This window comes from Pseudomonas sp. AC193, from assembly GCF_979258075.1.
Map to the genome: position 1 here is coordinate 777,632 of NZ_OZ409832.1, position 26,692 is coordinate 804,323.

General features: G+C 57.4%; 20 protein-coding genes and 1 pseudogene. 11 read left to right on the top strand and 10 right to left on the bottom strand.

Annotated features, from left to right (window positions below; genetic code table 11):
- The first annotated feature begins 158 nt into the window (after positions 1-158).
- The gene (locus ACZZ0D_RS03700) at positions 159-1,037 is read left to right on the top strand and encodes a LysR family transcriptional regulator (protein ID WP_463554759.1); all 879 of its coding nucleotides are present in this window, start codon (positions 159-161) and stop codon (positions 1,035-1,037) included.
- Here the strand turns inward: ACZZ0D_RS03700 and ACZZ0D_RS03705 are convergent, their stop codons facing one another.
- The 3 genes from ACZZ0D_RS03705 to ACZZ0D_RS03715 all read right to left on the bottom strand — a co-directional run bounded on the left by ACZZ0D_RS03705 (position 1,038) and on the right by ACZZ0D_RS03715 (position 3,559).
- Positions 1,038-1,571, bottom strand: a complete 534-nt coding sequence (locus ACZZ0D_RS03705) for a DUF1003 domain-containing protein (RefSeq protein WP_053122919.1) — start codon at positions 1,569-1,571, stop codon at positions 1,038-1,040. It abuts the gene before it with no gap.
- Positions 1,572-1,737: 166 nt separating this feature from the next.
- A complete protein-coding gene (locus ACZZ0D_RS03710; RefSeq protein ID WP_463552485.1) occupies positions 1,738-2,793 on the bottom strand; it encodes a diguanylate cyclase in 1,056 nt (351 codons plus the stop codon).
- A gap of 157 nt (positions 2,794-2,950) precedes the next feature.
- Entirely contained in the window at positions 2,951-3,559 is a 609-nt protein-coding gene (locus ACZZ0D_RS03715; RefSeq protein ID WP_159812741.1) for a TetR/AcrR family transcriptional regulator, read from the bottom strand.
- A 215-nt stretch (positions 3,560-3,774) separates the two neighbouring features.
- On the opposite strand from ACZZ0D_RS03715, the gene ACZZ0D_RS03720 reads away from it, so the two are divergent.
- Together ACZZ0D_RS03720 and ACZZ0D_RS03725 are read left to right on the top strand one after the other, a co-directional pair.
- Entirely contained in the window at positions 3,775-4,839 is a 1,065-nt protein-coding gene (locus ACZZ0D_RS03720; protein ID WP_463552486.1) for an MBL fold metallo-hydrolase, read from the top strand.
- Between the two features lie 111 nt (positions 4,840-4,950).
- On the top strand, positions 4,951-6,468 hold the full coding sequence (locus tag ACZZ0D_RS03725; protein ID WP_463552487.1) for an amidase family protein: 1,518 nt from the start codon (positions 4,951-4,953) through the stop codon (positions 6,466-6,468).
- Here ACZZ0D_RS03725 and ACZZ0D_RS03730 read toward each other — a convergent pair whose 3' ends face one another.
- Positions 6,469-6,786, bottom strand: coding sequence for a helix-turn-helix domain-containing protein (locus ACZZ0D_RS03730; protein ID WP_426619290.1), 318 nt, complete (start codon positions 6,784-6,786; stop codon positions 6,469-6,471).
- A 374-nt stretch (positions 6,787-7,160) separates the two neighbouring features.
- Between ACZZ0D_RS03730 and ACZZ0D_RS03735 the strand changes: the two genes are divergently transcribed.
- A complete protein-coding gene (locus tag ACZZ0D_RS03735) occupies positions 7,161-7,841 on the top strand; it encodes a DUF6933 domain-containing protein (RefSeq protein WP_463552488.1) in 681 nt (226 codons plus the stop codon).
- A 166-nt stretch (positions 7,842-8,007) separates the two neighbouring features.
- On the opposite strand, the gene ACZZ0D_RS03740 is transcribed toward ACZZ0D_RS03735, so the two are convergent.
- From ACZZ0D_RS03740 to ACZZ0D_RS03760, 5 genes are all read right to left on the bottom strand, one after another.
- Positions 8,008-8,994: a hypothetical protein gene (locus ACZZ0D_RS03740; RefSeq protein ID WP_463552489.1), complete on the bottom strand. Its 987-nt coding sequence runs from the start codon at positions 8,992-8,994 to the stop codon at positions 8,008-8,010.
- A 251-nt stretch (positions 8,995-9,245) separates the two neighbouring features.
- Complete coding sequence (locus ACZZ0D_RS03745; RefSeq protein WP_463552490.1) at positions 9,246-9,959, bottom strand: HNH endonuclease; 714 nt, start codon at positions 9,957-9,959, stop codon at positions 9,246-9,248.
- 114 nt (positions 9,960-10,073) lie between these two features.
- Positions 10,074-10,607: a BRO-N domain-containing protein gene (locus tag ACZZ0D_RS03750; RefSeq protein WP_463552491.1), complete on the bottom strand. Its 534-nt coding sequence runs from the start codon at positions 10,605-10,607 to the stop codon at positions 10,074-10,076.
- Positions 10,608-10,955: 348 nt separating this feature from the next.
- Positions 10,956-12,206 (bottom strand): ribonucleotide-diphosphate reductase subunit beta, encoded by a 1,251-nt coding sequence (locus tag ACZZ0D_RS03755; RefSeq protein ID WP_064119947.1) that lies wholly within the window; start codon positions 12,204-12,206, stop codon positions 10,956-10,958.
- 562 nt (positions 12,207-12,768) lie between these two features.
- The gene (locus ACZZ0D_RS03760) at positions 12,769-13,029 is read right to left on the bottom strand and encodes a DUF2790 domain-containing protein (RefSeq protein ID WP_053122884.1); all 261 of its coding nucleotides are present in this window, start codon (positions 13,027-13,029) and stop codon (positions 12,769-12,771) included.
- Positions 13,030-13,480: 451 nt separating this feature from the next.
- Here ACZZ0D_RS03760 and acs point away from each other — a divergent pair, with 451 nt between their 5' ends.
- The 7 genes and pseudogenes from acs to argR all read left to right on the top strand — a co-directional run bounded on the left by acs (position 13,481) and on the right by argR (position 21,604).
- A complete protein-coding gene (gene acs, locus ACZZ0D_RS03765) occupies positions 13,481-15,436 on the top strand; it encodes an acetate--CoA ligase (protein ID WP_053122882.1) in 1,956 nt (651 codons plus the stop codon).
- 786 nt (positions 15,437-16,222) lie between these two features.
- On the top strand, positions 16,223-16,996 hold the full coding sequence (locus ACZZ0D_RS03770; protein WP_158833097.1) for an ABC transporter substrate-binding protein: 774 nt from the start codon (positions 16,223-16,225) through the stop codon (positions 16,994-16,996).
- Positions 16,997-17,088: 92 nt separating this feature from the next.
- On the top strand, positions 17,089-17,778 hold the full coding sequence (locus ACZZ0D_RS03775) for an ABC transporter permease (protein WP_053122878.1): 690 nt from the start codon (positions 17,089-17,091) through the stop codon (positions 17,776-17,778).
- The gene (locus ACZZ0D_RS03780) at positions 17,775-18,473 is read left to right on the top strand and encodes an ABC transporter permease (protein WP_053122875.1); all 699 of its coding nucleotides are present in this window, start codon (positions 17,775-17,777) and stop codon (positions 18,471-18,473) included. The genes ACZZ0D_RS03775 and ACZZ0D_RS03780 overlap by 4 nt, the downstream gene beginning before the upstream one ends.
- A 1-nt stretch (position 18,474) precedes the next feature.
- Positions 18,475-19,588, top strand: a pseudogene (locus ACZZ0D_RS03785) (M14 family metallopeptidase).
- Between the two features lie 27 nt (positions 19,589-19,615).
- Entirely contained in the window at positions 19,616-20,380 is a 765-nt protein-coding gene (locus ACZZ0D_RS03790) for an ABC transporter ATP-binding protein (RefSeq protein ID WP_007912705.1), read from the top strand.
- Between the two features lie 243 nt (positions 20,381-20,623).
- On the top strand, positions 20,624-21,604 hold the full coding sequence (gene argR / locus ACZZ0D_RS03795; RefSeq protein WP_007912706.1) for a transcriptional regulator ArgR: 981 nt from the start codon (positions 20,624-20,626) through the stop codon (positions 21,602-21,604).
- A gap of 24 nt (positions 21,605-21,628) precedes the next feature.
- On the opposite strand, the gene ACZZ0D_RS03800 is transcribed toward argR, so the two are convergent.
- Positions 21,629-26,674 carry a dermonecrotic toxin domain-containing protein gene (locus tag ACZZ0D_RS03800; protein WP_463552492.1) on the bottom strand — a complete coding sequence of 1,682 codons (5,046 nt, stop codon included), beginning with the start codon at positions 26,672-26,674 and terminating at the stop codon, positions 21,629-21,631.
- Between the last annotated feature and the right edge of the window lie 18 nt (positions 26,675-26,692).

Genomic DNA, 26,692 nt, shown 5'->3' on the forward strand with positions numbered 1-26,692 from the left:
GGCCCCAAGATTTCAAGAGCGACGACTGCTTCGCAGCCGAACGGGGATAAATCCCCTCACCACAGAGTTTTGCGTTTGCTTTGAAGAAGGTGTGATTGCCCGCTAACGCCACTCACTATAGATTGGCGCTCACGCACTCAATATTGGCGTTTCCCCAAGTGATCAATGCAGCGGCGCACTATCAGCTCGACTACCCCGATCTGGCCCTTATCCTCGCTTTAGTGCGCGGCGGCTCTCTGGCCCGCGCGTCTCAGCTGTTAAAAGTAGACGTCTCCACCGTGTTCCGCGCCGTGCGCCGTCTCGAAGCCGCGCTCGGCCAGCAACTCTTCGAAAAAAGCCGCGCCGGTTACCTGCCGACCACCCTCGCACAGAACCTCGCCGAGCAGGCCGAACGCGCCGAGCAGGCCCTCGAAGCCGCGCGCATTGGCGTGGAGCAGGGCGGTGAAGTGATCAGCGGCACGGTGCGTCTGACCTGCACCGACTCGGTACTGCAAGGCCTGCTGCTGCCGGCGCTGGCGCAGTTCATGCCCAACTACCCGGCGCTGACCATCGAACTGAGCACCTCCAACGACTTCGCCAACCTCAGCCGCCGTGATGCCGACATTGCCCTGCGTCTGACACGCACACCGCCGGAGCACTTGGTCGGACGGCAACTGGCGAAGATTTCCTACAGGGTTTGTGCCAGTCCGCGCTATCTGCAGAACGTCGATCCTACAGATCTGGCCGCGCTGACCTGGATCGCCCCGGATGACTTTCTGCCCGATCACCCGACCATCGCCTGGCGCCGTCAGCACTTGCCCGGCGTGGTGCCGGGTTATCGCTGCAACAGCATCCTCTCGGTGACGGAGTTGGTGCGCGCCGGGCTCGGTGTGGCGGCATTGCCGGATTTTCTGATGGGCGATGACCTGCAAGCCTTGAGCGAACCGTTGCACGGTTACGACACCGCGCTGTGGCTGCTGACCCGTCCGGATTGCCGGGCGTTGCGCTCGGTGGTCACGCTGTTCGATGAACTTGGGCGGGCGCTGCGTCTGCCGTGATCAGCGCTGCGCAGACTGGCGCATGTGATCGTGCATCTCGCTGGTGAGACTTTCGATGCGCTCGGTCAGGCTTTTGGTCATTTCAGTGAGGCGGGTGTTTTGCTCCAGCAATTCCAGTAACTGCGCAGTGTTCTGTGCCGCTTGAGCCTGGCGCTCAGTGTTAGCTCGCGCGAGGTCTTCACGGTGCTGGGCGTCGGCGTCGGATTGCGCCTTGTCGCGCGCGGCCTGGCGGGTTTGCGCGAGCAGAATCAGCGGCGCGGCGTAGGCCGATTGCAGGCTGAACGCGAGGTTGAGCAGGATGAACGGGTAAACGTCGAACGTGGTCACGCCGAAAACGTTGAGGCACACCCACAGCAACACGATCAGGGTTTGCGCGCCGAGAAATGTCGGCGTGCCGAAGAACCGCGCAAAGGCCTCGGCGCGCAAGGCGAAGGTGTCGTTGCCGAACGTGGTGGCGAGGTGGGCGTGGGGGCGATGGAAGCGCAGGTGATCGGTGGGGTCGGTGGTGGGTTTTTCCGATGGGTCAGGGGTCATGATGGGCTCGGCGGGGTTGGGTGGCTGTGCATCACTATAGTCTTGCGTCGATGCTGCTGGCCCCTTCGCGAGCAGGCTCGCTCCCACATTTGAACTGCATTCCTACTGATGAAACTCGGTCAAATTGTGGGAGCGGGCTTGCTCGCGAAGGCGGCGCCACGGTCCCTCAAACTCTGGCGTCGTGCGCCAATGCGACACTGATCGTATTACGCCCCGTATGTTTCGCCGTATACAACGCCTTGTCCGCATCCTCCAGCCAATCCACCGCGTCCTTATACCCGGCCTGATAGCGCGCCAGGCCAATACTCAAATTCACCCGCAAATCCGGCACATCCGGATGGCGATACTGCTCCAGCGCCTCGCGCAATTGCTCCATCAGCACCTCGGCTTTGGCCAATGGCAACGTCGGCAGAATCACGCAAAACTCATCCCCGCCATAACGCCCGGCCAACTCATAATCATCGAGCACACGCTTGAGCTCCAGACTCAATTGACGCAGCGCCGCATCGCCAACGATGTGCCCATAACTGTCGTTGATCACTTTGAAATGATCGATATCGATCAACGCCAATGTGGCTTGCGTATTGTGCTGACGGCACTGCTGAAACTTCAGATGCAGCAGGTCTTTCCAGGCGCCGTGATTGAGCAGACCGGTCAGGCTGTCGGTTCGGCTGAGCGCACTCAACGCACGTTTATGCTGGGACAGTTTGATCGCCAGTCGATAACAAACCACGCCCAGCGCCAGCGGATACAAGGTGAGCATCGGCAAGCAGGCCCAGACTTGCGCCTGTGTCATCGTCAGACTGAATTTGAAACCGAAGATCGACCAGCCCAGCAACACGCCGACGAGTTGGGCGAGGGCGCCAAACACGAACAAGCGCTGGCCGCCGGCCGCCACGTTGTTCATGGTCATCATCGACAGAATGGTCACGGTCGCCAGCGGATTGAACTGAAAACTCGCCGCCCAGAACCCGCCGCACAGCGAGTCATAAAGCATGTTGCGGCGCTCGGCCTGATAGGGGAACGCAGAGCGCGTGGAGATCTGATACGCCAGATGCGGCCAGGCAAAGCCGTTAAACAGCAACAGTGCCCAGATCCAGCCCGGCATGTTCAGCGGATACAGCGCGGCGCCGACACAGAAAAACCCGACGCCCAGACCGATGATCCGGGGCAGGTAAATACGTCTGGCGAATGACAAGCCTTTGCCGCGATTGTTTTCCATGGTGTCCTGCGCGAGATTCGTCCTGAAATACTTTGCAGTATATTTCCTCAGGTCGACCGTCTGTCGGTCGATTGTCGGACATTGTCATTTATTCCAACGGGAATGATCAGTGTCCTTCCGAGCCATTAATCGATGGCTCACGCAGGAGAGCGGCGACTTAAAGCTGATAGCAGCCGAGAAACATGTCCAGAGCCGATTCAACGACGGTGTTCTGCATCTCGGCATCCAGCGGCGGTTGGCCCATGGAAATCTGTGGCCAGAAGCCAAACGACTTCAGCAGCCCTTGCACCTGATGCGCGGCGAATTCCGGATCGACAGGCTTCAATCGACCGTCGGCCACCGCTGCACGAATCCACACCGTCAGGCCTTCTTCACGTTCGCCCATGCGCGCCACCATGTTCTGCGCACGCTCCGGGGAATGAATGGTGGCGGCAATCGCGACCCGCGCCAGGCCGAGGAAATTGTCGTCGGCCATCATCTGCAATTTGGCCAACAGCATCTGCCGCAGCTGCTCGCGCAAAGGTTTGTCGGCGCAATACGGTTCGCGCATTTCTGCGCTGATCCGCGCCCACAATTGATTCAGAATCTCGGCGAACAACTCTTCCTTGCTGGGGAAATGGTTGTACACCGTGCGCTTCGACACACCCGCCGTCGCGGCGATCTTATCCATGCTGGTGACCTCGAACCCGTTGGCACGAAATTCGGCGATCGCCGCCTGAATAATGGCTTCGCGTTTACGGTCGGTGAGGCGCTGTGGAGCTGTCATAAGTAAGCTTCGGCAGGAAGTGAATGAAATTACACTCGGTAGTTTACTTGTCATCGTGTTTGATGCAACCTAGAAACTACACCGCTCAGTGTAATATTGCGTTAATCCTCGCAACCTAAAAAACAGACAGTTCGGCCTGTGCGTGCAGCCTTGGCCATTTATCGTCCCACCGTGAAACGCCGTGAATTCCCCGGTTTTTCAGGAGTCACTCAGTCATGGCCAACTCAAATCCCGCTTCAACACCCGAAGCCTCACGCCAGGCTCAAGGGCTGTTCCGCAACCACGCGCCGGTGCAGCGTGAAGGCCTGCGCAAAATGCTGCGGATCATGTGGAATATGATCTTCCACAAACCCCGCGACACCCGGCCAGCCGCGCCGATCCCGGTGCAAACGCTGACCCGCGAAGACCTGTTGGCGGCGCCGAACCACAGCGTCTATCGCCTCGGCCATTCGACCCTGCTGTTGAAACTGCGCGATAAATTCTGGATCACCGACCCGGTCTTCGCCGAGCGCGCCTCGCCCGTGCAATGGGCCGGCCCGAAACGTTTTCACCAGCCACCGATCAGCATCGATCAATTGCCGCCGATCGAAGCGGTGATCCTGTCGCACAACCACTACGACCACCTCGACTACCAAGCCGTACTCAAACTCGCTGAAAAAACCAACTACTTCCTGACCCCGCTCGGCGTCGGCGACACCCTGATCAAATGGGGCATCGACGCCAGCAAAGTACGCCAGTACGACTGGTGGCAAGGCAGCGAAATCGCCGGTATCCGCTTCATCGCCACCCCGTCGCAACACTTCTCCGGTCGAGGCCTGTTCGACGGCAACAGCACACTCTGGGCGTCGTGGGTGATGATCGACGCAGACACGCGGATCTTCTTCAGCGGCGACAGCGGCTACTTCGACGGCTTCAAACGCATCGGCGAAGAATACGGCCCGTTCGACCTGACCCTGATGGAAACCGGCGCCTACAACGTCGAATGGCCACACGTGCACATGCAACCGGAACAAACCCTGCAAGCGCACATCGACCTCAAGGGCCGCTGGCTATTTCCAATCCACAACGGCACGTTCGACCTGGCCATGCATGCTTGGCACGAACCGTTCGACCGAATCCTCGCGCTGGCGTGGGAGCGCAGTGTGACGATCACGACGCCGCAGATGGGCGAGGCGTTTAATCTGGCGCAGCCGCAGCGGGGGAGTGCGTGGTGGTTGAACCTGGAAGAAATCACGTCAGAAAAAGCCTCCGCCCCGTGTAGCGGCTACAAGTCAGGCTGACTTTTCCTACTGCTGATTGTCCTTGTTGCTGACAGCTCTTTCTGACGGTGTCGGTAGGCTGTATCGCGAGTGAATGAGTCACTCGCGTTTTTTCATACAAGGATGATCCACATGAAACACCCCTTCAAACGCCGCGTAAACACGCTGGCGCAAGCAATTCTGATTTCGCTGACAGCCACAACCGTTGCCAACACCGCCACCGCGAATACCGAACTCGAATACGCCAGCGTTACTGAACTCGGCACCCTGATGGCGAACAATGAACTGACTGCCGTCGCACTGGTTGAGCACCTCACGCAGCGAATCGCAGACCTGGACAAACAAGGCCCGACCCTTCACGCCGTTATCGAGCTCAACCCGCAAGCGCTCGATATCGCCAAGGCACTGGATGAAGAGCGCGCAGCAGGTCAGACGCGGGGTGCGTTGCATGGCATTCCCGTGCTGCTCAAAGACAACTTCGATACCGCCGACAGTCTGCAAACCAGCGCGGGTTCTTTGGCGATGGTCGGTCAGCCGGCTGCCGCTGATGCTTTCGTGGTTAAGCAATTACGGGATGCTGGCGCGATTGTGTTGGGCAAAACCAACATGAGTGAATGGGCTTACGTGCGGGACATGGATCTGCCGCATGGCTGGAGCGGTCGCGGTGGCCAAGGGAAAAACCCACATCTGGCGAGTGAAAGCACTTGCGGCTCCAGCTCCGGTTCCGCCTCTGCCGTCGCAGCAGGTTACGCCCCGATTTCCTTGGGCACCGAAACCAATGGTTCGATCACTTGCCCGGCCTCGGCTAATGGTGTGGTTGGCGTGAAACCGACTCTCGGCCTATTAAGCCGATCCGGGATCGTACCGATCACTCGACTGCAAGACACTCCGGGTACCCTCAGCCGAACCGTTCGCGATGCGGCGCTGACCATCAACCTCATGCAAGGCATCGATGCGGCGGACTCGGCCACCTCCGGCACACCGACAGGAATCGATTACACCGCGTTGCTGAGTAACGACGCCCTGCAAGGCAAACGCATCGGCTATCCAGTTGCCTATGTCGGCACAAACGGTACGCCTCTGACACCCGGCGTCGAATTTCTAATGGCAATGGCTGCAATGCAGGAACAAGGCGCCACGATCGTGCCCGTGACGGTTCGCTTGCCGGACATCGATGGTTACATCCCCAGCCTGATGGGTGGGATGAAACACGAATTGCCGGAATACTTCGCAAGCCGTCCCGACCTGCCAATCCAGTCGCTGCAAGCGTTGATCGACTTCAACAAAGCCAATCCCGGCGACGAAGGTCACGGACAAGCCATGCTCGAAGCGATCAACGATATGGACATGACCCATGATCAGGCACGCACCTCGCTCGCAACCATCAGCGAAAAATTCAAAGGCGCCATCGACGAGCAACTGCAAGAACACAATCTCGACGCAATGGTTGCCGAGGCCGACGGCTACTCGCAGTTCGCCGCTGCCGTCGCCGGCTATCCAGCGATCACTGTGCCATCGGGCATGGACGATGACGGACTGCCGACCTCGGTATTCTTTTTCGGCAAAGCCTGGAGCGAACCGCAACTGTTCGCCATGGCCTACAGCTATGAACAAGCCTCGGCCGAACTGCGCCATCCTGCCTTCAAGTAATCATCCAACCTGAGCAAAATCCCCACGCTCGACAGCGTTCTGCTGCATAGCCTGGGGATTCAATTTACGCCCCGGCGCGAACCCGGGAAAAAACACCAACCCCTGCGCTTCCAAGCGATACGCCAACGCCAGCCGCGCCGCATCGGCCACATCCTGCTGCGCCTCAAACCGCTGAATGTCTTCGACAGACACCTGGGCCTCACGCGACAACTGCTCAACGCTCCAGCCCAGCATGGCTCGGGCCTGCACGCAGTGCGTCGGGGTGAATTGGAAAAGCGCGATATGTTCGAGAATGAGGTTCATCGCAGAAGTGGCCATGGTGTGCTCCGGGCTCAAGAGTGCTGATTGAAAATATACTGTGTTTTTGTACAGTTGTTTTCGGCCGGGATCAAACGCATTTTTTGATTTTCCCTGATTCGCCGCCTCCAACCAGACGGACGGTGCCTGACCGAGTCGTCGCTGCTCGCTGAAACTCGTCCCGGTCTGCGGGCGCAAGAACGATCGAAGGTAGGCAAGCTTACGGGTAACTGCTCCGTCGGCTGTGGGAGTGTTTGACGCATGTTGGGACGTTGCAGAAAACTCCGACACCGTGTGGGTAGCTTTCCTTCAGGCGACACTGGGAAGGGCACGAGATCAGTGAAGTGGATACCCGGTTGATCTAAGATGGCCTCAGTATTCAAAAGAGAAAACGCATGTTGATCTTCAATTGCACCGAAGCCGCCAGCAAGTTTTTCAGCCGTGTCCACAAGGGCAAAAAAATCACGCTGGTGGACAACAAACCGCCGTCGAAAGCCATTGAAGATGACGAGGCCAGCAATTCCGTAGAGCACTGGCTAGTTCATGCGATCACGGTGCAACGTAAGCACGTATTGTTGGTTATCCATGTGAAAACCCGTTACTGCATGGTCTTCGCCGAGGCGAAAAAAGCCGACGCAGAAGGTTTCGTTGCCTGGTTTGCTGATCGTTGGCGTGAAGGATTAATCCGCGATGCGATCAATCACGGCTTCATGGATTGGGTCGATGCCGGTGTCATGCCGGAGCGCATGGATCAAGGCTGTCACGATTACAGGTTTTATCGACGTAGCCATCGCAGTGCGCAAAAACACATTGATGAAATTGCCTGGTATTTCCAAGGCAGTGCATCTGAGTCGGGCTGTTTACCACCGGGTGAACGGGCAGCCATTGGTTTCGATGCCGCGATGAATGACACGCCCAGAAGCAGCAAAGGTCAGAAAGAAGTGTACTGGCCGAATGTCGAAATGGTCGCTCACTGGTTGCGTGAATATTGCGCTGTTGATGAGGCGGGTATCGAACGTGCCTTGAAGCGACGTCTGGAGGCGTGGCGAGAGATCAATGCTTGTCATAGGCGCTAGGGTGCAGCCCATGCTTGAGCAACTCGGGCGCGAAGTCATCAGTTATCACGCTCGTATGTTGCAGGGGGGGAATGCTGAGCAGTATGAGCGTCGCTCCAGCAGTTCTGTATCCCGACATAGCCAGCCTGCTGGCGCCGTCAACCTGCAACTACCCCAAGGCTAACCGTCACTCCAGCCCCGGCGCTTCCCGAATAATAAAGTGATCCAGGTTCTCGATATTGGCATTGAAGACCTCGAAAGGCTTTTCGGGGTTCTTCTTGCCGGGCACCTGTTTCAACTCCGGCGTCACCCCATAGAAGAAACAGAACAACGCCTTGTCGCTATCCACCGCGTGCTTGATCTCTTCCAGAAACGCCTTGCGCTTGCGGTAGTTGTCGATCAGCTTCTTGTTCAGATAAACGCTGACCGGATACGGCTTCTTCTTACTGTCCTCGGGCTTCTTGAACCAGACCTTGTCCTCGAAATCGATACGAAAACTGGCACTGTGGAAGTCCTCGATCTTCTTGATCCGCCCCCAGTAAATCAGCCCCTTGTTGTCCGTCAGATACTCAACCTTCTTGAAGAACGAACTGTACGGCGCCGAATGCTCGCCGACCTTCAACGGCATCCGCTTGAGCAAATCCTTGTCGGCGAAGTTCGAAACAAAACACTCCACCGGATGCGCAAACACACTGGTCTTGTCCGGCGCCGACTCACGACCCGTCGACTCTTTACCACCGTCCACCGCCACCCGCACCGGATCATCGCGCAAAACATCCGCCGCCCCCGCTGGCGCGACAGGCTTGCGCACATACTCACGCCGGGTCAGCAACAACTCCGATGGGAAGTGCTCCTCACGCCCGTCATCCACCTCTCCATCCGCCGTCTCAACGCCAGACGCTGAAGCCTTCAAACTCACATACGGACAACCCGCCACATGCTGCGTAGTGGGCAGATTCTTGAAGTGCGGCGTGCGCACGTAATTCACGTTCTTGGCGTTGAACGTGCCCAGCTCGTTGGACGCCTCGAACGCCGAACGACAGGCATCGTTGGGGCACTGGAAGTGTTCCTTCGTCGAGTCGAACGCCACCGTCTCATCGAAATTGAGATCGCGAACGTCATAGATCGACAGTTTGTCGTCGAGGCTGAGGCAGTAGGCGAGATCGAATTTCATGGTGGGGCTCGGATCCTTGAGTGGGGGAGGGGTATTAATAGCGGGAGGCGGGGTAGGTTGCACTGATTGTTTTCAGGATGGTGCGGGATTTGTGGGAGCCAGGCTGCTGACGCTTGGCGGTATCAACTCATTACCGAATCCAGACACCCGCCCGGCAGCAACACGTTTCAATTGTGGTGAGGGGATTTATCCCCGATGGGCAGCGAAGCTGCCCCAAGATCAGCCAATGCAGTTAGTCAGATAAACCGAAATTATTCCTCTTCAAGTCTTCCAACGTTGTCATAAAGCCAAGCTGTGAATTCCGCTCTGTCGTCCGAATGGTGACAACGTTGGTGGCAGTTAGGACACAGCGCCACGACATTCGAAGGCTGGTCTGATCCTTCTTGTGCCATATGCTTAACGTGATGAACTTCCAGAAATGGTTTCCCATCCTTTTTAAATGGCGAAACTTTGCCACAACCTTCGCAAATCCCATTGGCCTGCTGCCGAACCCAGCCCCTCAATTCAGGATCACGAAAGTAAACTTTTCTGGTGGACGTCGTTTGGAGAGGTGTTTTTCTACCTTTGGGGACGTAATCAAATTGCTTCCGCTCAAACTTAGCGGCGCGTTGTTCCAGCAATATTTCGTCCGCAGCGGGCTCAGAGTCTTCAGGCGTCAGAACAGTAGAAGCATCAAGTGCCTTCCGGATGCTGCGCGCTACATTCGCACCAACATTCTGTGCAGGTTTGTAACCTTCAATACGCTGTCTACCCATTTCGACCAGCACGGTAGAGATGTTTTGCATCCGGAACTCGACAGAGCCTTTAGTCCGACCGGCTAACGGGCCTTCACGCAGGATTCGATTTTCCTCAGTTTTGACGAATTTCTGGCCGCTCTGCTCGCGTGCAAGCATCTTGAGATAGGCATCGACTGCCGCCTGAATCTCGACCTCACTCCAATCGCTATTACTTTTATCCGTGTCCATACAATCGCCGAGGGTTGAAAACCCTCGGACGATACTGAGTGGCCATCACATCTGTCTACGAAAAATCCTACAGAAAAAAAGCGACGAATCCTGCGCGATCCTACATATCCATCCCTAGCCCATCGAGTGCTTCGAGAAGTGAAACACCTGCGAAACCCTTCGCCACCAAGGTTTTCCTTCCTTAGCCCGCCGAGGTTTTTGGTCGTTCAACAGGTAAGGCATATCCCGAAGCCGAATCCAGCCCTCATCTTGCCAATGCAGCAAACTCAAAGACATCTCCGGCCAATCCAACAAGCTCAACATTGGCCGATTCGAATCTCCTGAATCTGCAGCATCCCGCAAGGTTGGCACTACCTCATTGGTCAGCCACTCCCGCAACAACCGATTCCCCGGAACGTAGTGATAGACCAACAACGCATACACCCCAGATTCACTGAGCATCAGATGCTGTTCAGGTTCTCGAAAGTACTCAATCCACATGACGCGGCGTTGATCGCTATCTAGCTTGTTGACCACCCGATCATTCAGATGGAAACCCATCAAGCGGCCAACATCGCGAGCGGAGAACCAAGGCTGGTTCTCTAATAGGAGGGCATGCAGAGAAAGTTTGTGGCGAGAGAAGACGGTTACCGAGCATGGATAAGGCATATCTATGACCTCTACGTTTTAGATTTTGAGAGGGCCTGACCCCAACGTAGAGCGGACTTAAGAAATCCCAACGAGCAGAGCAGTTGCCACCGACGAATTACGCGTCTGTGTCACTGACCAAGCTTTCTACGTTGGGCGTTTCTTAGGCACCTGCGATAGAGCTTAGTAGTGCTCGTGGCAGGCTTCAATGGGAAGCGACTGTAAGTGCTGTAGGAGATTGAACGCTGTGACGTAGGCGTAAATATGATTACCAATCGCCCATAAAAAAGCCCCGATCAGATCGGGGCTTTTTGCTTTCTCGACTCGCCGACTCAAACCGCAATCGTCAAATCGTGCCAAGCGAGACTATTAGTCCCAGCTCAACGCACCACCAGTTTGGTATTCGATCACACGAGTCTCAAAGAAATTCTTCTCTTTCTTCAAGTCCATAATCTCGCTCATCCAAGGGAACGGGTTAGTCGTCCCTGGATACTCTTCCTTCAAACCAATCTGGCTCAAACGACGGTTAGCGATGAACTTCAGATAATCCTCCATCATCGCCGCGTTCATACCCAACACCCCGCGAGGCATGGTGTCACGTGCGTATTCAATCTCCAGCTGCGTACCCTGCAGAATCATCTGGGTCGCTTCTTCCTTCATCTCAGCATCCCACAAATGTGGGTTTTCGATTTTGATCTGGTTGATCACGTCGATGCCGAAGTTCAGGTGCATGGATTCGTCGCGCAGGATGTACTGGAACTGCTCGGCGACGCCGGTCATTTTGTTACGGCGGCCCATGGAGAGGATTTGGGTGAAGCCGCAGTAGAAGAAGATGCCTTCCAGAACGCAGTAGTAGGCGATCAGGTTGCGCAGCAACTCTTTGTCGGTGTCCGGGGTGCCGGTTTCGAACTTCGGATCGGAGATCGAACGGGTGTATTTCAGGCCCCAGGCTGCTTTTTTCGCGACCGATGGGATCTCGTGGTACATGTTGAAGATCTCGCCTTCATCCATGGCCAGCGATTCGATGCAGTACTGGTAGGCGTGGGTGTGGATCGCCTCTTCGAAGGCCTGACGCAGGATGTACTGGCGGCATTCCGGGTTGGTGATCAGGCGGTACACGGCCAGTACCAGGTTGTTGGCAACCAGGGAGTCGGCGGTAGAGAAGAAGCCGAGGTTGCGCATGACGATGCGGCGCTCGTCGTCGGTCAGGCCTTCCGGGTCTTTCCAGAGGGCGATGTCGGCGGTCATGTTGACTTCTTGCGGCATCCAGTGGTTTGCGCAACCGTCCAGATACTTCTGCCAGGCCCAGTCGTACTTGAATGGCACGAGTTGGTTGAGGTCGGCGCGGCAGTTGATCATGCGCTTTTCGTCAACGGCGACACGGGCGGAGGCGCCTTCGAGTTCGGCGAGGCCTTCGGCAACGTCGAGGGAGTTCAGTGCAGCCTTGGCGCGGGCCACGGCGGCCGAGTCGTCGGCGGTCACGGCGCGGGCTTCGATCGCGGCGGCACCGCCAGCGTTGTCGAGGCGATCCATGTTGGCTTCAGTAGCGTGGCCGGCGTTGGCGCCTTTCACTGCTGCTACTTCACTGTCTTCTTTGTCGAATTCGTCCCAGCTCAGCATGACGTGTCGTCTCCTGCGTGAGGGCCTGTCGCCCGTGTGAAACCTGATTGGTTGGTTTTTCACACGGTCGTACAGACCGCGTTGGATCTTAAGGAATCGTTTTTTGCAGCTATACGCAGGCAATAAAACAGAATTTTTTCCGGGTTTCCGAGAGCCTCTGACGGGCGCAATCAGCGTTGAACACTGCTGCGGGGCTTCAGAATGGCTTTTGATCCCTGTAAGGGAATATTGCTAACCCGATTAGGGCGGCATTATAGGGAAAAAAATGAGGTCGTGGGGGAGGGCGAAAGCGCGCAGGGCGGTCGATCAGGAAGGGGATTTCTGTCGGAGCGAGGGTTTACAGGGCTTTCGCTGGGATTGGCCCCTGAGAATTTTTTTTGATTAATTTTTTCGTCGGGCTTTGGTTGCTCAAGAAATGAGCAAAAAACCGCGTTTTTCACTATATCTTGTGTTTTGCAACCCTTTTGACCGACTCCAGACACAACTGAGCCCGACCGAAGCCGGGCTGGAATCGACCCTCAATGAAGCGCTGAGAGATCCGATTCGGTGCAGTCTGAAATCATCAATTAGTGCAGCCGTTGCCCATCACGCTGTAACGCAGGATGTGGCGCTGGCCGGTGGAGTCGTCGTATTCCATTTTCATTGGCACAACTTCGCAGACATTCGGAACTTCGCTCATCGATACAACGTTGGCGATGTCCAGGTGGGTCGAGTAAGTGTATTCCTCGATGGCCGGTTTTTGCTGGGCGACATCAGTCGGGACCTCGTTTGCCATGGCGGTTGCGCACAGACTGCTGAGGGCCAGAACCAATAAAGCTTTCATTTCAAATTTACCTTTTTGAGGTCGAGTGGGGTCACGCAACCTTTTTAGGGTTGCGTGTGGAACTTCATCGTTTGCGGTTGTTACTTGAGAGCTGGATTAACGGCCTTCGTGGGGGCTGTAACGTTGTTAATCGCGTTTGCCTTGTCGGCGAGGTGAATTCTAGGGAGGTGGAGTAGGGGTAAACAGACCGGGTTTTGATAAACACTTTTCACATATTTGGTAACAATCCCCCAAAAAACACCTCAATCCCCCGTAGGAGCTGCCGAAGGCTGCGATCTTTTGACTTGGGTTTTTAGAGGCAAGGTCAAAAGATCGCAGCCTTCGGCAGGTCCGTACACGGGCCATCGTGGGTGGGCGAGGGGTTGTTACTACCATCGTCGAATGGTTCTATGGGCCCGGCCCCGTTACAACAGGGTCATACAAAAACAACTATTACACCGAGGTAAGAAAGATGAGTGCGGCTTCTCTGTATCCCGTTCGTCCCGAGGTTTTGGCTAACACGCTGACTGACGAGGCGACCTACAAAGCCATGTACCAGCAGTCGGTCGTCAACCCTGACGGCTTCTGGCGTGAGCAAGCCAAGCGCCTCGACTGGATCAAGCCTTTCACCACGGTGAAACAGACTTCTTTCGACGATCACCACGTCGACATCAAATGGTTTGCCGACGGCACCCTGAACGTTTCCTACAACTGCCTCGACCGTCATCTGGCCGAGCGAGGCGATCAAGTGGCGATCATCTGGGAAGGCGACGATCCTTCCGAGAGCCGCAACATCACCTACCGCGAACTGCACGAACAAGTGTGCAAACTGGCCAACGCCCTGCGTGGTCAGGACGTGCACCGCGGCGACGTGGTGACCATTTATATGCCGATGATTCCCGAAGCCGTGGTCGCCATGCTGGCCTGCACCCGGATCGGCGCGATTCACTCGGTGGTGTTCGGTGGTTTCTCGCCAGAAGCCCTGGCCGGTCGCATCATCGACTGCAAATCGAAAGTGGTGATCACCGCTGACGAAGGCATCCGTGCCGGCAAGAAAATCTCCCTCAAGGCCAACGTCGACGACGCGCTGACCAACCCGGAAACCAGCAGCATTCAGAAAGTCATCGTCTGCAAGCGCACCGGTGGCGACATCAAGTGGAACCAGCATCGCGACATCTGGTACGAAGACCTGATGAAAGTGGCGGGCACCGTTTGCGCGCCGAAAGAAATGGGCGCGGAAGAAGCGCTGTTCATCCTTTATACCTCCGGCTCGACCGGCAAGCCGAAGGGCGTGCAACACACCACCGGCGGTTATCTGCTGTACGCGGCGATGACCCACGAGCGCGTGTTCGACTACCGTCCGGGCGAAGTTTACTGGTGCACCGCCGACGTCGGCTGGGTCACCGGCCACAGCTACATCGTCTACGGCCCGCTGGCCAATGGCGCGACCACGCTGCTGTTCGAAGGCGTGCCGAACTATCCGGACATCACCCGGGTGGCGAAGATCATCGACAAGCATAAGGTCAACATCCTCTACACCGCACCGACCGCGATCCGCGCGATGATGGCCTCGGGTCAGGCTGCGGTTGAAGGCGCGGATGGCAGCAGTCTGCGTCTGCTCGGTTCGGTCGGCGAGCCGATCAACCCGGAAGCCTGGGATTGGTACTACAAGAATGTCGGCAAGTCGCGTTGCCCGATCGTTGATACCTGGTGGCAGACCGAAACCGGCGGCAACATGATGAGCCCGCTGCCGGGTGCGCATGCGCTGAAGCCGGGTTCGGCGGCGCGTCCGTTCTTCGGTGTGGTGCCGGCGCTGGTCGACAACCTCGGTAACATTATTGAGGGCGAGGCTGAAGGCAATCTAGTGATTCTCGATTCGTGGCCAGGTCAGGCGCGCACGCTGTATGGCGATCACGATCGTTTCGTCGATACCTACTTCAAGACGTTCCGTGGCATGTACTTCACCGGTGATGGCGCGCGCCGTGATGCCGATGGTTATTACTGGATCACCGGGCGTGTCGATGACGTGCTCAACGTGTCCGGTCACCGCATGGGCACGGCCGAGATCGAGAGCGCGATGGTTGCGCATCCGAAAGTCGCTGAGGCGGCGGTGGTTGGGGTTCCGCATGACATCAAGGGGCAGGGCATTTATGTCTATGTCACGTTGAAGAATGGCGAGGAGCCGACCGAGCAGTTGCGTCTGGAGCTGAAAAACTGGGTGCGCAAAGAGATCGGGCCAATTGCTTCGCCGGATGTGATCCAGTGGGCGCCGGGGCTGCCGAAGACGCGCTCGGGCAAGATCATGCGCCGCATTCTGCGCAAGATTGCCACGGCGGAATACGACGGGTTGGGGGATATCTCGACGCTGGCGGATCCGGGTGTGGTGCAGCATTTGATTGATACGCACAAGACGATGAATGTGGCTTAAGCGGTAGATGCATAGGAGCCCTGTCCGGTGAATGCCGGGTGGGGCTTTTTTGTGTCTGTAGGGTTTGTAGCGGTCATGCCGGCCCCTTCGCGAGCAGGCTCACTCCTACAGGGATCGCATTCCACCTGAAGAAACGCGATCAACTGTAGGAGTGAGCCTGCTCGCGATCTGATCGTTCCCACGCTCTGCGTGGGAATGCAGCAAGGGACGCTCTGCGTCCCAGAAGCCGACGCAGAGCGTCGAGGGAGGCATTCCCACGCAGAGCGTGGGAACGATCAGCGGCCCAGCCAATAATTATCGACCAGAGCCGTAAGCCCTTTCCTACTGTTACCCGCCGCCTTCCACGTAACCGAATGTGTAACCGCGTGCCCTGGAGCGGGGCATTGGGAAACGCATCGCCCCGTTTTAGAGCCTCCAAACCCCCGGTGAAAAATAAGACACAACGCTGCGCTTGCCGGATTAGAAGGGTTTGCGAATAATAGGCCCGCAATTTGCAGCATAGATCGGTTCACTGTCTTTCGCTCTTGCATGAATTTGCAAGGCTGTCAACGTGCTCAAGCGGGTTTCTCTGTGCATCTGTAATTAGTTGTCGCATTGAAGAAATATCGACTTCGGGCCTGTCGTTAGAATGCCGATCACTCGCTCATCGTGGCTGATGTTGAAATCTCTCCAGGTTTCAATGGGGAATTTCCCACCGATGCAGCAACCGATTTCCCGATTCACCCATTCGCATATTGGGCTGTCGCTCACTCTGCCGTTTTTGCCCTTTACCGATGGAGTCCCAAGATGAAGAAACTTGTGCTGCTTGGCGCCCTGGCACTGTCCGTGCTGTCGCTGAATGCCTTCGCTGACGAAAAACCTCTGAAAATCGGTATCGAAGCGGCTTACCCTCCGTTCGCTTCGAAAGCACCGGACGGCAGCATCGTTGGTTTCGACTACGACATCGGCAACGCTCTGTGCGAGCAGATGCAGGTCAAGTGTGTGTGGGTCGAGCAAGAGTTCGACGGTCTGATCCCGGCACTGAAAGTGCGCAAGATCGACGCGATCCTGTCGTCGATGTCGATCACTGAAGACCGCAAGAAGTCGGTCGACTTCACCAACAAGTACTACAACACCCCGGCACGTCTGGTCATGAAGGCCGGCACTCAGGTCAGCGAAAACCTGAGCGAGCTGAAAGGCAAGAACATCGGCGTACAACGTGGTTCGATCCACGAACGTTTCGCCCGCGAAGTGCTGGCTCCACTGGGTGCCGAGATCAAGCCGTACGGCTCGCAGAACGAAATCTACCTCGACGTGGCTGCCGGTCGCCTCGACGGTACCGTGGCTGACGCAACCCTGCTGGACGACGGTTTCCTGAAAACCGACGCCGGTAAAGGCTTCGCGTTCGTCGGTCCTGCGTTCACCGACGTCAAATACTTCGGCGACGGCGTAGGCATCGCTGTTCGTAAGGGCGACGCCCTGAAAGACAAGATCAACGCTGCCATCGCGGCCATCCGCGAAAACGGCAAATACAAAGCAATCCAGGACAAGTACTTCGCCTTCGATATCTACGGCAAGTAACACGTCTCTGCGACAAGTCCGAAATGGCGCAAGCAACAGGATCTCTGAGGTTTGCGCCATTTTTTCATCCCAACTTTCGACGGACCTGAATCATGTTGAAAGGCTACGGGGCTGTCATCCTCGATGGCGCATGGCTGACGCTTCAGCTCGCCTTGTCGTCCATGGCTCTGGCCATCGTTCTCGGGCTGATCGGTGTCGCGTTGCGCCTGTCGCCAGTGCGCTGGCTGGCCTGGCTGGGCGATCTGTATTCCACGGTTATTCGCGGGATTCCCGATCTGGTGCTGATCCTGCTGATCTTCTACGGCGGTCAGGACTTGCTCAACCGCGTTGCGCCGCTGCTCGGCTTCAACGATTACATCGACCTGAACCCGTTGGCCGCCGGTATCGGCACCCTCGGTTTCATCTTCGGTGCGTACTTGTCGGAAACCTTCCGTGGCGCGTTCATGGCGATCCCCAAGGGCCAGGCCGAAGCCGGCATGGCGTACGGCATGAGCAGTTTTCAGGTGTTCTTCCGGGTGATGGTGCCGCAGATGATTCGTCTGGCGATTCCGGGTTTCACCAACAACTGGCTGGTACTGACCAAGGCCACCGCGCTGATTTCCGTGGTCGGTCTGCAAGACATGATGTTCAAGGCCAAGCAGGCGGCAGATGCCACCCGCGAACCTTTCACCTTCTTCCTCGCAGTGGCGGCGATGTACCTGGTGATCACCAGCGTCTCGTTGCTGGCATTGCGTCAACTTGAGAAGCGCTACTCGGTAGGCGTAAGGGCGGCTGATCTATGATCTTCGACTACAACGTCATTTGGGAGGCGATGCCGCTGTACCTCGGCGGGCTGTTGACCACCCTCAAATTGCTCGCGCTCTCGCTGTTTTTCGGTCTGCTGGCGGCACTGCCGCTGGGGCTGATGCGCGTCTCGAAAAATCCGGTGGTCAACGGTGCCGCGTGGCTTTACACCTACGTGATCCGTGGCACGCCGATGCTGGTGCAACTGTTTCTGATCTACTACGGTCTGGCGCAGTTCGAAGCGGTACGCGAAAGCTTTTTGTGGCCATGGCTGTCCAGCGCAACGTTCTGCGCGTGCCTGGCCTTCGCGGTCAACACCAGCGCCTACACCGCTGAAATCATCGCCGGCAGCCTCAAAGCCACGCCGAACGGTGAGATCGAAGCGGCGAAAGCCATGGGCATGTCGCGCTTCAAACTGTACAAACGCATTCTGCTGCCATCGGCCCTGCGCCGGGCACTGCCGCAGTACAGCAACGAAGTGATCATGATGCTGCAGACCACCAGTCTGGCGTCCATCGTGACTTTGATCGACATTACCGGCGCAGCCCGTACCGTCAACGCGCAGTACTATCTGCCGTTCGAGGCGTACATCACCGCTGGCGTTTTCTACCTCTGCCTGACGTTCATTCTGGTCAAGCTGTTCAAGCTGGCCGAGCGTCGCTGGTTGAGCTACCTCGCCCCGCGGAAGCATTGATATGGAACGCATCGACCACGTTTTGCCGTGGAGCCATCTGGGCAGCGAGCGCAAGATTTCCGTGTTCCGCTTCGGTCATGGCGAGCGCAAGGCCTACATTCAGGCCAGCCTGCACGCTGATGAATTGCCGGGTATGCGCACCGCTTGGGAGCTGAAAAAGCGCCTCGGCGAACTCGAAGCCAAAGGCTTGCTCAACGGTGTTATCGAGCTGGTACCGGTCGCCAACCCGTTGGGCCTTGGGCAATTGCTGCAAGGCAATCATCAGGGGCGTTTCGAGGCAGGCAGCGGCAAGAATTTCAACCGTGATTTCGTTGAGCTGAGCGCGCCGGTTGCGGCCGCTTTGGCTGACAGTCTCGGTGATGATCCGCACGCCAATGTGCGCCTGATTCGTCAGGCGATGGCCGATCATCTGGCGGCATTGCCGGAGGCGAGCAGCCAGTTGCAAGGCATGCAGCGTGTGTTGCTCAGCCATGCCTGCACCGCCGATGTGGTGCTTGATCTGCATTGCGATGCCGAGGCCGCACTGCACATGTATGCGTTGCCGCAGCACTGGCCGCAGTGGCGTTCGCTGGCCGCACACCTGAATGTTCGCGTCGGTTTGCTCGCGGAAGATTCCGGCGGCAGCTCGTTCGATGAGGCTTGCTCGTTGCCGTGGTTGCGTCTGTCGCGGCAGTTCCCCGATGCGCAGATTCCGCTGGCGTGTCTGGCGACGACGATTGAGCTGGGCGGCCAGGCCGACACCGGTCGCGCTGAGGCTGAGGCGTATGCTGAAGGCATTCTGGCGTTCCTCGCCGAGCAAGGTTTGATCACCGGCGAGTGGCCGAATCCTGCGCACGAAGCGTGCGAAGGCATGCCGTTCGAAGGCACCGAATTGCTCCTCGCACCCCATCCCGGCGTCGTAAGTTTTCTGCGCAAGCCCGGCGAGTGGGTCGAGGCGGGCGACGAGATTTTTGAAGTGATTGATCCTGTGTCCGATCGGGTCAGCACGGTGTGTGCTGCGTACCTCCGGGGTGCTGTTTGCCATTGAACGGCTGCGCTATGCCCAACCCGGTTTCTGGCTGGCCAAGGTGGCGGGGCGCGAAGCGCTGCGTCACGGGCGCTTGCTCAACGACTGACTGACTGTTTTTGTGAGAACCGACCGCATGTACAAACTTGAAGTCCAAGACCTGCATAAACGCTATGGCAGTCACGAAGTGCTCAAGGGCGTGTCCCTGAAAGCGGCAGCTGGCGATGTGATCAGCATCATCGGCTCCAGTGGCTCCGGCAAAAGTACTTTCCTGCGCTGCATCAACCTGCTCGAGCAGCCGCACGCGGGCAAGATTCTGCTCAACAACGAAGAGCTGAAACTGGTGGCGAACAAGGACGGCGCGCTGAAAGCCGCTGATCCGAAGCAGCTGCAACGCATGCGTTCGCGCCTGTCGATGGTGTTCCAGCATTTCAACCTGTGGTCGCACATGACCGCGATTGAAAACATCATGGAAGCGCCGGTTCACGTGCTCGGCGTACCCAAGTACGAAGCGCGCGAAAAAGCCGAGTACTACCTGAACAAGGTCGGCGTGGCCCATCGTAAAGATGCGTTCCCGGGCCACATGTCCGGTGGCGAGCAGCAGCGCGTGGCGATCGCCCGTGCGCTGGCGATGGAACCTGAGGTGATGCTGTTCGACGAACCGACCTCGGCCCTCGACCCTGAATTGGTTGGCGACGTGCTGAAGGTGATGCAAGCGCTGGCTCAGGAAGGTCGCACCATGGTCGTGGTGACGCACGAAATGGGCTTCGCCCGTGAAGTGTCGAACCAGTTGGTGTTCCTGCACAAAGGCGTGGTTGAAGAAAGTGGCAACCCGCGCGAAGTGCTGGTGAATCCGCAATCAGAACGTTTGCAACAATTCCTCTCGGGCAGCCTCAAGTAATCGCTGCCGTTATGCACCAAATTAGGTCATGCTTCGCGACCTAGAGACCGACCCGGATCCCTGTGGGAGCGGGCTTGCTCGCGAAAGCGGTATATCAGTCGATATCTTTGCTCTCTGACCCACCGCTTTCGCGAGCAAGCCCGCTCCCACATTTGATCTGTGCAGTTTCAAGATTTGTGTTCATTTACGGGCTAGCATTGGCCCATGCCTTCATCACTGTTCTTCGCTTCGGATTGCCCGCCCATGACTGCCCATCGAATTGGTTTCCTGATTTGGCCCAGCACTAAAGCGTTGACGCTGGCGCTGGCGGAGGAAGCCTTGCGTGTTGCTCAGCGGGTGCACCCGGACGTGGTTTACGAACTGTCGTTCCTGCAAGCCGAACCACCGGCCGAAGGTGCCTGGCAACTGCCCGGTGAAGCGTGGGCGGGCAAGCTCGAAAACTTCCAGAAACTGTTCCTGCTCGCTGACGAGCCGCCGACCACATTGGCCCCGGCACTCAGCAGTGCGCTCAAGCAATTGGTGCGTGCCGGTACGGTCATCGGCGGTTTGTCTGCCGGTGTTTATCCGTTGGCACAACTCGGTTTGCTCGACGGTTATCGCGCGGCGGTGCACTGGCGCTGGCAGGACGATTTCGCTGAGCGCTTCCCGAAAGTCATCGCCACCAGTCATCTGTTCGACTGGGATCGTGATCGCCTGACTGCCTGCGGCGGCATGTCGGTTCTCGATTTGCTGTTGGCGGTACTGGCCCGCGATCACGGTGCGGAACTGGCCGGCGCCGTTTCCGAAGAACTGGTGGTCGAGCGCATCCGCGAGGGCGGCGAGCGTCAGCGCATCCCGTTGCAGAACCGTCTCGGCTCTAGCCATCCGAAGCTCACCCAAGCGGTGTTGCTGATGGAAGCCAACATCGAAGAACCGCTGACCACCGACGAAATCGCCCAGCACGTGTGCGTGTCCCGTCGTCAGTTGGAGCGCATCTTCAAGCAATACCTCAACCGTGTGCCGAGCCAGTACTACCTGGAATTGCGCCTGAACAAGGCCCGGCAGATGTTGATGCAAACCAGCAAGTCGATCATCCAGATCGGCCTGTCGTGTGGCTTCTCATCGGGGCCGCATTTCTCCAGCGCCTACCGCAATTTCTTCGGCGCCACGCCGCGGGAAGATCGCAACCAGCGGCGCAGCAGCAGCCCGTTTGAATTGTCATCGGTGCCGCCAGAGCGCGGTTGATCGCCGCGCTTCAGTCGACGAACACTATTCGTCGATTTCCGAGCCTTCGGAGGTTGATACCTCCATCTCTGCTTCTTCAATCGTGCTTTCGATGCCGAAGTCCATCCCGTGCTTTTTGAAGTAGGCCGCGAGGATGATCTGGCTCTGCGCGTCGAACGGATTGTCGCGTAAATTGATCGCTTCGGCGATTTCCCCGGGCAGTTCGAGAAGATCGCTTGGCATCTCGGTGATGGCATTGCCGCTCAAATCCACCTTGTTCAAGTGCTTGAGTTGAAACAGGCCATCGGGAAGTTGATTGATACCGGTGTCGTTGAGTATCAAATCCGTCAGCAGTGATAGCTGGCGCAGGTCCGGTGTCAGTCCCAAGGGGTTGAAGCTAAGGTCGAGAATCTCCAGATTTACCATTTCTCCCAGTGCTGCCACGCTTTGTGTGCTCAGACTGATGCCGCATGCGGTCAGGTACAGCGCGGTGAGCTCGCCCATGTTGAACACTGCCTCGGGAATATTGCCGAGCGAAAATTCGCGAATATTGAGCGTCCGCAGCTTAGGGAAGCTGTTGAGGAATCGATTAGCTTGCGAAGTTGCGCCTTCTTCGCTGAACAGGGTCAAGGTCGACACATGACTGAAGTCTGCCTTCAGTGCGGGCAGCTCGCCGACGATGGTCGTCGGTAGGTTTAGCTCGAAGAGCGACTCACCATTTTCGCCGATTTCATCAAGTTCACTTTCCCTGCGCCAGCACTCCTCGACCAGCGTCTTGAACTCATCCCTGGCGGATTGTTCTTCTGCCAGTTCAACTAATGTGAAGGGCACGCTGGTAAACGGGTTGATGTCCGGAATATCACCCGTCCACACCTCCAGATCATTTCTCAGTGTTGAATATTCGTTTTCCAGTCGAGTCAGTTGCAGTCTGGCGTCTTGGGTGAGCCCGGGCAGGCGGTAGAAGAAAAGGCTGGCCTCCTCGACGTTCATCAGCGAATACAGCTGCCTCGCCCGAGCAATATCGACGTGCTCGCTGAGCACTCCGAGGGTCTGTCTGGATCTGTGAAAATGCGCTCTCACCCTGTCGCGTGTGGCCCTTGATAGAGGGTTGTGGGCGAAGTCGAAGCCGGAAGTGACTTCCGCGGGATAGTCAAAAAACGCCGGCGGTATCTCACTGATCTGGTTGTTGTTGAAAACGCCGGTATTCAATTTCGGATGATTCAACAGGCCCTCGGGAAGACTGTTGATGCCGGTATCTGCCAGATCGATGTAGGTCAGTTCGTGCATGGCGCTGATATCCGGCGTGCGGCCCAAGGGATTGCTGTAGAGATCCAGCGCCCCTAGCGTGGTCAGGTTGCTCAACAGGCTCACTGCAGCGTCGTCGAGGCTGATGTGGCATTCGGCGAGTATCAGTTGATTCAGATCCGGCATGGTGCTGATGGCTTGGGGCACGCTGACGAGCTTGAAGTTGCGGATTTCCAGATGCTGCAGCTTGCGGAAATAGCTCAGGAAAAGGTCCGTGCCCTGTGCGGCGCTGCTGCCTTCCAGCGATAGATGAGTGACGTGACTGAAGTCCGCCGTGAGGTGTGGAAACTCGCCGATGATGGGATGAGCAAAATGCATAAGCGTTCGCGCATTGGGATCCTGGTTGTTGAGGGTTGTCTGTTCGAGCCAGCAGCGCTGCAAAATCTCCTTGAATACCCGACGATCAATCCTGGCTTCGGACAGTGCTTCTGCGTCGAGCGGTATCCCTGTTAATGGGTGTAGGGTTGGTGTCTGCGCTGTCCAGGTATGGAGATCGGCGCGAAGTGTGTTGAATTCGGCTATCAGGCGATACAGTTCAACGCGTGGGCCGCTGCTGTGGGTCATAAGCCTTTGGATGAACACCTGCAATTGCTCAGGAGTGAGCGAGGGGTTGAGCTCCATCGCCCTCTGCTCCAGCGGAGGCACATAAGGGGTGAAACGCCTGTAGCCTTCGGTTCCGCCCGGCAAGCGCATGATGCGCGGATCGTAGGTAGGTTTGAGATCGCGGTGCAGTGCGAGGATTTGTTTCAAATCGTCGCGCGGCAGTGCGTGTTCGCGGATGGTCTGCTTGAGTTTTGGGCCTGATCCGATGTTGATGCCTAGCGCATCGCGCGCATTGTCGGGGAGGGCTTGCAGCACGGCGCTGTAGAAATCGAGCGCGGCGGACAAAGGCTGATCGTTTTCGTCGTAAGCCTGATAGCGGCCGTCTTCGAGCAGTACCAGAGTTTTGTGTGGCGCGGCATCGCCGCGGCCAATGCTGTCACGCGGTGTGCCGTGGATGCCGAACTCGCGGACTTCGATTCGCAAATTGTCAGGCCACCCCGGGAGACGTTCGAGTGAGTGCAATGCCAGTCGGTGCGTGTCCAGCGGCGTACTTGAGTCCAGATACAAACCTTCAAAGGCGCGGCTGGTGCGCACATCTTCGAGAGCCCAGCGAGACAGCTGCACCAATCGCTTGGGCACAGTCGACTGTTTAAGCTGCTGACGCTCTTCGCCGGTGGCAGTGCGCAGGATTTCCCGGGCCACGCTGGTGGGCAGTCCGGGTGTTGCGTCGATAAGTGTGTGCAAAGCAGCGTCGGTGCTGTGTTCGCTGGCGCGATAGCGTGCGTCGAACAGGATGTTTCGTCGCTCGCTGGCGATGTTCGCCAAGGTTTTCCTCAGTGCATCGGCGCGCGCCGCAGAGGCTCTGGGCGGGCGGCCGGATTCTTCGTTCAATAGCGTTTTGAGCTCGCTTTCGTCGAGTTTCGACAGCAGATGGTTTAGCAGGTCGGCCGAGCCCGGTGGCGGTTCAGTCAGTTCAATGCTCGGCAGATCCTGGCGTTTGCTTTCCCATAGGGTTTCGCCTTGAGCGTTGAGCAAACGCAGGCTCTTGTTCTCTGGCCAAGGGCAATGTTCGATCAGCAGTTGCAACTGAGTGATCGGCTCGGCTTGCGAAAATTCGGTCGCGTGGGGGCTGTTCATTTGATCGATAAAAGTGCGAATGCCTTTGTCGATGTTGAAGCGCTTGAGGGTGTCTTCCAGCAGTGGTGGAAGTGGTTCGCGATCGGCGTGAAATTTGCGCAACACGTCTTCGTGATAGCCGCTGCTGGTCAGTGCTTGTTCCAGCTCAGTGGGTGACAGGCTGTCGACCGTGTGGCCGATGCGTCGCAGCAGTTTGTCGGTTGGCCAGGTCAGCGGGCGATCAAGCTCGGTTTGCCAGGTGCCGTTGTGAAAATGCTCAAGCGCCGGAGGATAGGCGTCTGTGCGTGTCGGGTGATCGATTCGAAAACCTGTGGCGCCCGGCTCCGGCCTGACTGTGAAGACTTTGCCGTCCAGCGGCAGCAGTTGTTTTCCATCGACTTGATGCAAACCGTGCTGATCTGGAAGCGAGCCTTTCGCCAACGCAATGGTTTGCTCGTAGGGTGCGAGATCGGCTTTCCAGTAGAGGGTTTTTCCGCTGGGGGCGGTGACGGGTTTGAACCGGTCGATAAAGCGCACGACATGCTGCGGCAGTACATTGCGAAACTCGCCGGCGACTAGCATGCCGCCGGCGGCAAATATGCCCAATTGCACTACCGATTCCACCGCGTCCATCAGATGCAGAAACGCTTCGGTTCGTTGCCCCTGCGCCCACTCGATGATGCCCTCAAAGGTCTCGTCGAGAAACTGATAGGCCATGTACCCCAGCATCAGCTCGCCGAGAAACGGCACGAACGGTGTCGCCACCAAAGCGGCGACGGTCAGCAGCGTTGAGGCGATGCTCATCAGCGAATCCCAGAACGCCCAGCGCGCTTGCTGATCAGCCCTTGCTGTGGGCACGGCGAGGCTTATTCCGTCGTTGAGTATTTTGTTCAGCGCATCCTCGAACTGCTGCTGCCATAGCGATGTATGGATGATCTCGGCGCGAAATTGCAGGTCTGGATGGTCCACGGCGACTTCGCGCCAGGCAGGTTTCGGATCGCCTCGTTCGTGCGGGTAATACTGAATATGTATCAGGCGTGAATTGAGTGTCGAGAAGAAACGGCCGCGTTCGTTGTGAGCGATGAAGCGGCTGAAGAAATGCTGATAGTCGCTTTGTCGCAACTGGCGCGTCAGTTCGGCGGCGAATGCAGTGCTGGAAGCGTATTCCTTGATCGGGTGCTCAGGATCGTTCGGCACATAAGCCACAATCCGGCTGACCTGTTGACTGGCGCTCAGGTCGGGCGCAAACACAATGATGCCGTGCAGCGCTGAGGACAGCAGCGACAGGCTATGACAGCGCAGGGTTTCGCCATCGAGCCGCATCCCTGACAAACCGTCGATCAAGCCGCCAATCAAACGGAACAAATCCTCCTGAATGTCGTTGTTCATGCGGGCGAACAACAGCGCCGATTTCAGCGCGGCCTTCTGGCTCGTTTCGACATGCAGACGCAGCGTCGCCGCCACGTCGGGTCGGGTAACGCCGAGGTGGTGTTGCAGATGAGCTTGGTATTGCGCGCCGAGATCGAGTGACCTGCACAGTTTGATGAAGTCGGCTATTGATAGCGTCCGGGTGATGTCCGGCAAGGTTTCGAATTGCTCGCGCTCGTCTGGCCGGGTGATGAAGCAGGAGTCGGAATCGAATGCATCCGCCTCGGCTTCATGGCGCTCGAAGTTATGCAGCGCGGCGTCCAGCAGCGACACGCTCCAGATCCGCTTGGCGCCCGTGGAGAATCCGAACCAGGGATTTGTCACCGGGATGTACAGGCGCACGAAGGTGTTTTTGACGTCCAGCGTCAGGCCGAATTGTTTATTGATCGCCGCTGTCAGCAACGGTGCGGCAAAGGCGTCGACATCCTTGAGGTCGGCCAGCAGGCGATCCACCTGGTTTTGCGCCGTCCAGTGCTGCGCGTTCAGTGCGCCTAAATGCGCGTGATGGCGGCGAGGAGCGGTTGCCAGTCCAGGCTTTGGGTGTGGCGTGCCGTGGCGCAAAGCATTGCGTCGAAGTGGTGACGCGTTGGCCAGCCAGTCAGGCGTGGCGTGATGCAGGTGCAGAAAATGCGTGTCGTCGTGCACCGTGTCGAAAGCGTCGAGACGGACGGTAGGTTGAAGCGGTTGTGACAGGTTCATACGCTCATCCATTAGCGT